The organism is Acinetobacter sp. YH01007 (genome assembly GCF_013420425.1).
GTDB classification, from domain to species: Bacteria; Pseudomonadota; Gammaproteobacteria; order Pseudomonadales; family Moraxellaceae; genus Acinetobacter; species Acinetobacter towneri.
Genome location: NZ_VOYC01000017.1, coordinates 85,113 through 93,340 on the forward strand (window position 1 = coordinate 85,113; position 8,228 = coordinate 93,340).

9 protein-coding genes and 1 rRNA gene are annotated in these 8,228 nt (G+C 38.3%); 2 read left to right on the plus strand and 8 right to left on the minus strand.

The features are described from left to right. The first annotated feature begins 13 nt into the window (after window positions 1-13). On the plus strand, window positions 14-1,381 hold the full coding sequence (gene accC, locus FTT74_RS10160; protein ID WP_004973841.1) for an acetyl-CoA carboxylase biotin carboxylase subunit: 1,368 nt from the start codon (window positions 14-16) through the stop codon (window positions 1,379-1,381). A gap of 206 nt (window positions 1,382-1,587) precedes the next feature. Here accC and FTT74_RS10165 read toward each other — a convergent pair whose 3' ends face one another. The 7 genes from FTT74_RS10165 to FTT74_RS10195 form a co-directional block, all read right to left on the minus strand. After that, entirely contained in the window at window positions 1,588-2,349 is a 762-nt protein-coding gene (locus FTT74_RS10165; protein WP_096902339.1) for an alpha/beta fold hydrolase, read from the minus strand. Window positions 2,350-2,512: 163 nt separating this feature from the next. After that, complete coding sequence (locus tag FTT74_RS10170; protein WP_004973849.1) at window positions 2,513-3,379, minus strand: MBL fold metallo-hydrolase; 867 nt, start codon at window positions 3,377-3,379, stop codon at window positions 2,513-2,515. Between the two features lies 1 nt (window position 3,380). After that, window positions 3,381-3,797: a DUF6691 family protein gene (locus FTT74_RS10175; protein WP_004973852.1), complete on the minus strand. Its 417-nt coding sequence runs from the start codon at window positions 3,795-3,797 to the stop codon at window positions 3,381-3,383. After that, window positions 3,798-4,214: a YeeE/YedE family protein gene (locus FTT74_RS10180; RefSeq protein ID WP_004973854.1), complete on the minus strand. Its 417-nt coding sequence runs from the start codon at window positions 4,212-4,214 to the stop codon at window positions 3,798-3,800. A 248-nt stretch (window positions 4,215-4,462) separates the two neighbouring features. Then, window positions 4,463-4,636, minus strand: a complete 174-nt coding sequence (locus FTT74_RS10185; RefSeq protein WP_004973856.1) for a hypothetical protein — start codon at window positions 4,634-4,636, stop codon at window positions 4,463-4,465. A gap of 239 nt (window positions 4,637-4,875) precedes the next feature. Beyond that, on the minus strand, window positions 4,876-5,343 hold the full coding sequence (gene ybaK, locus FTT74_RS10190; RefSeq protein WP_179988965.1) for a Cys-tRNA(Pro) deacylase: 468 nt from the start codon (window positions 5,341-5,343) through the stop codon (window positions 4,876-4,878). Between the two features lie 117 nt (window positions 5,344-5,460). After that, on the minus strand, window positions 5,461-7,053 hold the full coding sequence (locus tag FTT74_RS10195) for a Na/Pi cotransporter family protein (protein ID WP_167845994.1): 1,593 nt from the start codon (window positions 7,051-7,053) through the stop codon (window positions 5,461-5,463). Window positions 7,054-7,378: 325 nt separating this feature from the next. Between FTT74_RS10195 and FTT74_RS10200 the strand changes: the two genes are divergently transcribed. Continuing rightward, complete coding sequence (locus tag FTT74_RS10200) at window positions 7,379-7,930, plus strand: lytic transglycosylase domain-containing protein (protein WP_096902336.1); 552 nt, start codon at window positions 7,379-7,381, stop codon at window positions 7,928-7,930. A 179-nt stretch (window positions 7,931-8,109) separates the two neighbouring features. On the opposite strand, the gene rrf is transcribed toward FTT74_RS10200, so the two are convergent. Continuing rightward, window positions 8,110-8,224 (minus strand): 5S ribosomal RNA (gene rrf / locus FTT74_RS10205). Window positions 8,225-8,228 lie beyond the last annotated feature (4 nt).

The following is an 8,228-nucleotide window of genomic DNA, read 5'->3' on the forward strand; positions in this document are numbered from 1 at the left end:
TCGGGGATTCACAATGTTGCAAAAAGTTTTAATTGCAAACCGTGGTGAGATTGCCCTGCGCATCACCCGAGCTTGCAAAACTTTAGGGATCAAAACCGTGGGTATCTATTCAGATGCCGATAAAGACCTGATGCACTTACGCTTTTGTGATGAAGCCGTGTGTATTGGTCCGGGTGCGAGCAGTGAAAGTTACCTGAATATTCCTGCAATTATTACTGCAGCAGAAATTACAGGTGCAGATGCCATTCACCCTGGTTATGGTTTCCTTGCCGAAAATGCCGAATTTGCTGAAATTGTAGAAAGTTCAGGTTTCATTTTCATTGGTCCACGCCCTGAGCATATTCGCTTAATGGGTAACAAAGTTTCTGCAATTACTGCAATGCGTAAAGCTGGCGTACCAACTGTACCGGGTTCAGCACACGCCGTTACACCACACAATGCTTTAGCTGAAGCCAAAGAAATTGGTTTCCCGCTCATTGTAAAAGCGGCTGCTGGTGGTGGTGGTCGTGGTATGCGTATTGTAGAGCGCGTAGACACCTTGCTTGAATCAGTTCAAGCAGCTCAACGTGATGCAGAAATGTGGTTTGGTGATGACACGGTCTATATGGAGCGTTTCTTACAAAAGCCACGCCACGTAGAAGTACAAGTATTGGCTGATGGTAATGGTCACGCGATTCACCTTTATGACCGCGACTGTTCATTACAACGCCGTCACCAAAAAGTGCTTGAAGAAGCGCCAGCACCTAACTTACCAGAACAAGCACGTGCCGATATTTTAGAAGCGTGTGTTAATGCATGTAAGTTAATGCAATACCGTGGTGCAGGTACTTTCGAATTCTTATTTGAAGATGACGAATACTTCTTCATTGAAATGAATACCCGTGTTCAAGTTGAGCACCCTGTAACTGAAATGGTGACAGGCATTGACATCATTGAACAACAATTGCGTATTGCTGCAGGTCTAGGTTTAGACATTGAGCAAGATCAGGTTGAAATTCGTGGTCACGCAATCGAATGTCGTATTAACGCAGAAGACCCAACCACCTTCGTACCTTCACCGGGTAAAATTGAACACTTCTATGCCCCAGGTGGTGCAGGTGTTCGTGTAGATTCACACATCTACGAAGGTTATAGCATTCCGCCGTATTACGACTCAATGATTGCTAAACTGATTGTGCATGGTAAAGATCGTGAAACCAGTATTGCGCGTATGCGTCAAGCCTTGGATGAAACCATCTTAACAGGAATTAAAACCAACATTCCTTTGCACAAAGACTTAATTCTGCAAGATAAAAACTTCTGCAAACAAGCAATGGATATTCACTATCTTGAAAAGCATTTGCTAAAGCAACTTGCAGGCAATGAAGAAGAAAAAGCATAAGCAATTTAAGGTTGCTTAAGTTTAAAATGAAGAGCTGATGATTCAACATCAGCTCTTTTTTATTGTTGAGAATAAAAGCTAAACCGTTCATCTATGCAGATCAGTGTGAAGAAAAAAACAATACTCCAAATGAAGTATTGGTTTAAAATTGACTTAAAAACTGAGATCATTTTAGATCATCGAATGATGCAAAATACTAGACAAGATTAATCTAAAAACTCAGTCATGAATGCCAATACCTCTGCTGTTTTTTCGGCATGCAACCAATGCCCTGCATGAGCGACTGTTTCAACTTTTGCGTGAGGAAACTGTGCTTGAATAGCGGCATAATGCTCAGGTAACTCAATATAAGGTGAATTACCGCCACGAATAAACAAAGTATTGACATCACTATGCACCGTCTGCCATGACAAAATTTCGGCATAATGTTCATGTAGCGCATTTAAGTTAAATAACCATTGCCCTTTGCTAAATGACTTCATCAAAAATTGCACAACCATTTCTTCTTGAAGATGCTCACGCATAATTTCCATTGCCGCTTGGCGACTTTCAACTTGTGCATCTTGCACAGCAAACAAGGCTGTAAAAATTTGATCGTGACGATTTTCAGGATAAGCAAAAGGACAAATATCCAATAAAACCAATTGCTGTAAACGCCCAGCAGCCAGAGGAGCTAAAGTCATTGCAACTTTACCGCCCATTGAATGCCCAACCACAGAAAACTGTTCGATATTCAAGCTGTTCAACGTTTCTAAAACATCTTGTGCCATTGCTGCATAATTCATGTCATCACAATGCGCAGACTTACCATGATTGCGCACATCTAATTGAATTACGGTGCGCTGTTCTTGAAATGCACGTGCGAGCATGCCTAAATTACTCAAACTACCAAATAAACCATGAATAAAAACCAAAGGTGGCAATGTAGATTCAGGCTGATTTTGCGTGATTTGATAATTTAACAACATAAAATAGACTCTAAACTTGAATTCAAATGATTGATCTATTTAATGAGTTTTGAGTTTATAAATCAAATTTTATATGTGCTTTTTACGGTGAAACTTATAATATTGCTTAGGCTATTTGTGTGAGCCTAAGCAATAACATACAAGATGAACTTTTCTTAAAATTTTATTTAAAATAATTCAAAGGCAACTTCAAATAACGAATGCCGTTGGCCTCAGGTTGTGGGAACTTACCTGCGTCCATATTGATTTGAATTGATGGCAGAATCAATTTAGGCATCGTTAAAGTAGCATCACGCTGAGTTCTCATCTCAATAAATTCAGCTTTGCTTACCCCTGTATGAATATGAATATTCTGCTCTTTTTGAGTTTTGAGCAGTGTTTCATGTTCATATTGTTCACGTGATTCTGGTAGATAATCATGGCATAAGAACACTCGTGTTTCTTCAGGCAATGCGTATAGCGTTTGCACAGAATCGTACAACTGCCCTGCACTGCCTTTCGGGAAATCACAACGTGCCGTACCATAATCAGGCATAAACAAAGTATCACCTACAAATACAGCATCACCGATCACATAGCTTAAACAAGCAGGCGTATGCCCCGGTGTAGGGATGTTATAGGCTTGTAATTCACCAATCGTAAAAGTTTCATGATCGTCAAACAGATAATCAAATGATTGATGTGAATTGAAATACTTGATATCCAAGTTATAGATAGCACTAAATGTTTCTTGCACAATCGAAATTTTATGGCTCATGGCAATTTTACCACCCAACTGCTCTTTTAAATATTGAGAAGCTGTCAGGTGATCGGCATGCACATGCGTTTCTAAAATCCATTCAACCGTTAATTCATTTTTTTGGATGTAAGCAATGATTTCATCGGCATGAATTGTTGAAGTAGTCGCAGATGCAGGGTCATAATCCAACACGCTGTCAATAATGGCACATTGACGCGTTACAGGATCACTTACCACATAACTGAATGTATTAGTATTTTCATCAAAAAAATGCTGAATATCTGCGTGCATCTTATGCTCCTGCAACCTTACGATGAATGAGAATCCCCACCAACATTGCAACAATGAAATAGATTGCTTGATAATAACCTAAACCAATCAAGGTTAGACTTGGCGCTGGACAAATTCCTGCAACGCCCCAACCGATACCAAAAATAAAACTACCTGTGATCAGTTTAGAGTCAATTTGAGTTTGTTTAGGCAAATCAATTGGTTCATTTAAAATGGTTTTTGGTTCAGCTTGGCGCATAATTCTTTGGAATGGAATAAAGGCAACCGCAATTGCACCCATCATAACAAATGCCAGACTTGCATCCCATGTACCGAAAAGATCGAGGAAGTTTAAAACTTTTTCAGGATTCGACATACCAGAAAGAATCAATCCAGCTGAAAAAATACCACCGAAAACAAAGGCTAAGAAATTTTTCATTTAGAATGCTCCTGTGATATGGCGGATAACATAAACGGTAATAAAGCCAGCTAACATAAAGGTAGCTGTTGCTGCAATGGAGCGCTTAGATAAACGACTCATGCCACAAATACCATGTCCACTGGTACAACCCGAACCCAAACGAGTACCGAAACCAACCAACAATCCCGCCACAATCATCATCAATGGGCTTGCATTCAATTCAACTTTAGGTTGAGCCACGATGCCATAGAAAAAAGGCACAATGAAAATACCTAACACAAACCACAATGCAGGCGTTTTGAACAGCGTTTGCGGATTTAATACTTGAGCCAGTAAACCACTAATGCCTGCAATACGACCATGAACATATAAATAGCCCACGACTGCAAGACCAAGCAATCCACCACCGATTAATGCCAGCAGATAATCATGCATTTTGAACATCCAAAACAATATATGTTTTTATAATATATTATTGTAATTATTATTCAACTATTCTCTTGTAAGTTTTGTAAACTTCATCTGACTATTCGTCTATGTTTGCGATGTGAGAGAGATTTCGCAAGTTTTTGGCTGATATTAAGTCATAAGGCAGAAAATTTAGTCATTCTAAATGACTGCCTCATAACGTAATAAAGATATATCAAAATAGACAGCAACGACAAAAGTTGAGGGCATTAGACTCATTTGTGAGCAAGCGCAATAAGTTCTTTTTTATGCCGACGAATTACACGTTTAGCAGCATCTAACATAATGCGATTGGTAGTCTCATCATCACCAAAGTCAATAGGTTTAGCTGGACACATTGGACGAGCTTTTCGATCTTCGATTGTGTAGTCTTTAAGACGCTTACCCATACTGCACCTCTCAGAATTTCTTAACTTTCACTAATATAACATAAAATTTAGTTTGTTAAAAAATCATCAATACGAGTTTTTAATTACCCTATTTATTGCTTAAAGATAACTTTTTTTGTTATTAAATGGTCGCTTGGAACAAGAATCACTGAGATGAAACGAATAGGAATAGTTGCTACATTCATACAAGAACAAGCATCTGTGTGCTTTGGACTCAAAACAATATAAAGTTCAACATATCATGCATCTACAATCTCTACAAAATTAGCATTTAAAACTTTTGCCAAATCGCTTGGTGTTAAACCAATATCTAATCCCCGCTTCCCTCCACTCACATACATAGTTGCAAGCTGTTGAGCGGATGCATCAATCACTGTTTTCAGTTGTTTCTTCTGCCCAATTGGACTAATGCCCCCAACCAAATAACCTGTCAAACGCTCAGCATCTTTAGGATCAGCCATGTGTACTTTTTTACACTGAAAAGCAGCCGCAACTTTTTTAAGATTTAATTGGTAATGGACAGGTAAAATCGCCACAAAATAATGCTTATCATCACTGACCAATAAAGTTTTAAATACTTCTGTGACATCTAAGCCTAACTTCTCCGCAGCTTCTAAACCAAAACTTTTAGTATTATGATCATGTTCATATTCATGCATAGAAAATTGAATTTTCTTGGCTTTTAAAAGTTTAGCTGCTGGAGTCATTGAAAAAATACTGTAAAAAACGATGCTCAAATTATACGCTTGATTGAGATTAAAAGTGAATTCGCTTAGGCCATTTTTAAATATAAAAGTAACTATCGAAAAAATAGCCTAAAATCATTAACTTGGTTTACGTGAATTTTCAACCAACACGTTAGCTAAGCGCTGTGCATGCGCAATCACGCGATCCAACCAACGTTGTGCCGCCAACAACTCTAAACCTGTCGCAGCATTGAGCTGATTCACGGCAATATATTGCAGCACTTTTTCACGGTTTTCGGCACGTTGATCTTCTGTCCATTTTTTCAAATTAGATAATTCGGTATTTAGACTTAGTACATGTTTATGCACATCAAAATCATCCATTTCTTTTAGATGTTCATCAAGAATTTGTACAAAATCTAAGCCAACTTGATAAATTGCAGGTTGGGTGCGTATTTCTTTTGCTAAAGTAATATTTTCCAAATCACTTCGTAAAACACGTAAATACACCATCAAACGAAGCATCGCCATTAAACGCTGTTGATCGGCTTCATTTTCTGAAATCGACATTTCTTCCAAATAGCGTTGGACTTGAATGAGTACTTCATCTAGCTGTAATAAACGTACTTTTGAAGGTAATCTTCCCTCTTGGATAGCCAGTTTTAGCATCACCAAAACGTCATACAAACTATGGTAAATCACCTTTGATGCAGCATGAATAGCCAAGGCGGGCACAGATAAACTCGCTTGATCGAGATAACATAAAACCGATTGAGTTTGATCTGGGATAATTTTCATAATCAGTTTTTCGAACTGACGGATAAAAGGCAAAATAATCAAAGTACCAGAAATACTGAATGCTGTATGAAATGCAGCAACAATCACCACATTGTCCCATGTTGCCATAAGACGTTGATTTTGTGTTAGCTCAAGAAATAACGGTTTTAAAATAATAAAAGCAAAAATGGCTGAAATGATGTTAAAAATCACATGAACCGCTGCAGTACGTTTGGCATTTGCAGTTGAACCAATTACAGCAATAATGGCTGTCGCCACCGTACCAATATTCTGTCCAATCACCAAACCTAAAGCCTGTTGCAAATCAATCGCACCACTGGCCAATGCTGCTAAGGTCGCGGTAATTGCAGCACTTGAAGATTGCAACAGAATGGTCATGATAATACCGACCAAAACCAAACTGAGTTGCGCAATCAAAGATCTACTTGAAAATACTGATAAATCGACACGTTCAGCAAAACCTGACATGGCAACTTGCAACATATCAATGCCAAGGAAAATCAGACTAAAACCTGCCAATGTCATTCCAAATAATGCAACTCGCCCCTGACTAAATAATTTGAGCATTGCACCCAAACCCAGCAAAGGTAATGCAAAACTGGTGATGGAAAATTTAACACCTAAAAATGCCACCATCCAACCCGTACTGGTTGTGCCAATATTCGCGCCAATAATGACACCAATTGCCTGAGCAAAAGTAAGAATACCCGCACTGACAAAACCAATTGTGGCTAAAGTCGTTGCTGTAGAAGATTGTACAATTAAGGTTAAACCGATGCCTGAAAGCACAGCTTTAATGGGTGAGCCTGTAAATTTAGACAACCAAATACGCAAAGTTTCCCCTGCCATATTTTTTAAGCTGTCTGTCATCATGGTCATACCAATCAAAAATAGGCCAATACCACCACATAATTGTACAAAGACTTCTAACACACTTACTCCCTGTGCAATAAGCAATTTTCAAAGTGCTAAAAAGCCGATATTGTACGTACTTTTATCTTAAAATTGCAGTTTATTTGTTCTATTCCAATAGTTTATATTAAATAAAAAACTTGTCATCAATTTGACATATTATTAAAACCTAAGGATAGATCAGACTCCATTGGTTTATCCAATCATTCGATAAAACAAAACGAAACCTCTGTATTATGCTGACACGATACAATTCAAATCTGTGAATGGCTTGACTAGGTCAATCGCTCACCTCAAAATCAGTATATATACTCACATACGCCAAAATGACAGATATAGTTTTAATATGATTTTTAATACTTTTAGAAAATATCCATCTATAAAAATATTCAGTATTGGTTGTACTGTTTTAACGCTAGCAGCTTGCTCTCCACTAGGAGGTGGTTCTCTTGCAAAACGCTCAGCTAAACTTTCTACAGGGATCCAAAAGGCTTATGCTGTGCATCCTGATACAGCAAATCGTGTAGCACCAATCATTGTACAAAGTGCAGAACAACATAATGTTGATCCTCTGCTTGTCGCTGCAGTTATTAGACAAGAATCGAATTATCGTGCCTATGCTGTTTCACCTTCAGGTGCAGTTGGGTTCACACAAATTATTCCACGTTATTGGCAGCAGACTTGTCCTGGCGATTTATTCCATGAACATACCAATATCAACTGTGGTACATTTATTTTAAATCATTATAAAAATCAGTCGGGTAAATGGCCTAAAGCTTTGGCCTATTACAATGTGGGACCTACTGGCTACAATAGTAATCGAAAAATGAAAAAGCAAGGTAAACGCTACGCGAAACAAGTCAAACAGCACCAAAAAAACTTAAAAGATGCACTTTAATTTTGACTTACTAGCTTAATAAAGTAGCCAATACCCGTTGAATTAAAGCCATCCTCAGATGGTTTTATTTTGCCTTCACTTTTATGTTTCCTTTCTTTTTATAATTTTATTTTTCTAACTTTATTTTCTTTTTGCATAAAAAAACACCCCCAACGTGAGTTGAGGGTGTTCGAATAATGAGCTGGCGATGACTTACTCTCACATGGGTAACCCCACACTACCATCAGCGCGAAGAGGTTTCACTTCTGAGTTCGGGAAGGGATCAGGTGGTTCACTCTTGCTATGGTCGCCAGCACAA

Excerpts from the sequence above, each read along its gene's own strand:
- accC (WP_004973841.1), top strand. The coding sequence starts at position 14 with ATGTTGCAAAAAGTTTTAATTGCAAACCGTGGTGAGATTGCCCTGCGC.
- FTT74_RS10165 (WP_096902339.1), bottom strand. The coding sequence starts at position 2,349 with ATGTTGTTAAATTATCAAATCACGCAAAATCAGCCTGAATCTACATTG.
- FTT74_RS10170 (WP_004973849.1), bottom strand. The coding sequence starts at position 3,379 with ATGCACGCAGATATTCAGCATTTTTTTGATGAAAATACTAATACATTC.
- FTT74_RS10175 (WP_004973852.1), bottom strand. The coding sequence starts at position 3,797 with ATGAAAAATTTCTTAGCCTTTGTTTTCGGTGGTATTTTTTCAGCTGGA.
- FTT74_RS10180 (WP_004973854.1), bottom strand. The coding sequence starts at position 4,214 with ATGCATGATTATCTGCTGGCATTAATCGGTGGTGGATTGCTTGGTCTT.
- FTT74_RS10185 (WP_004973856.1), bottom strand. The coding sequence starts at position 4,636 with ATGGGTAAGCGTCTTAAAGACTACACAATCGAAGATCGAAAAGCTCGT.
- ybaK (WP_179988965.1), bottom strand. The coding sequence starts at position 5,343 with ATGACTCCAGCAGCTAAACTTTTAAAAGCCAAGAAAATTCAATTTTCT.
- FTT74_RS10200 (WP_096902336.1), top strand. The coding sequence starts at position 7,379 with ATGATTTTTAATACTTTTAGAAAATATCCATCTATAAAAATATTCAGT.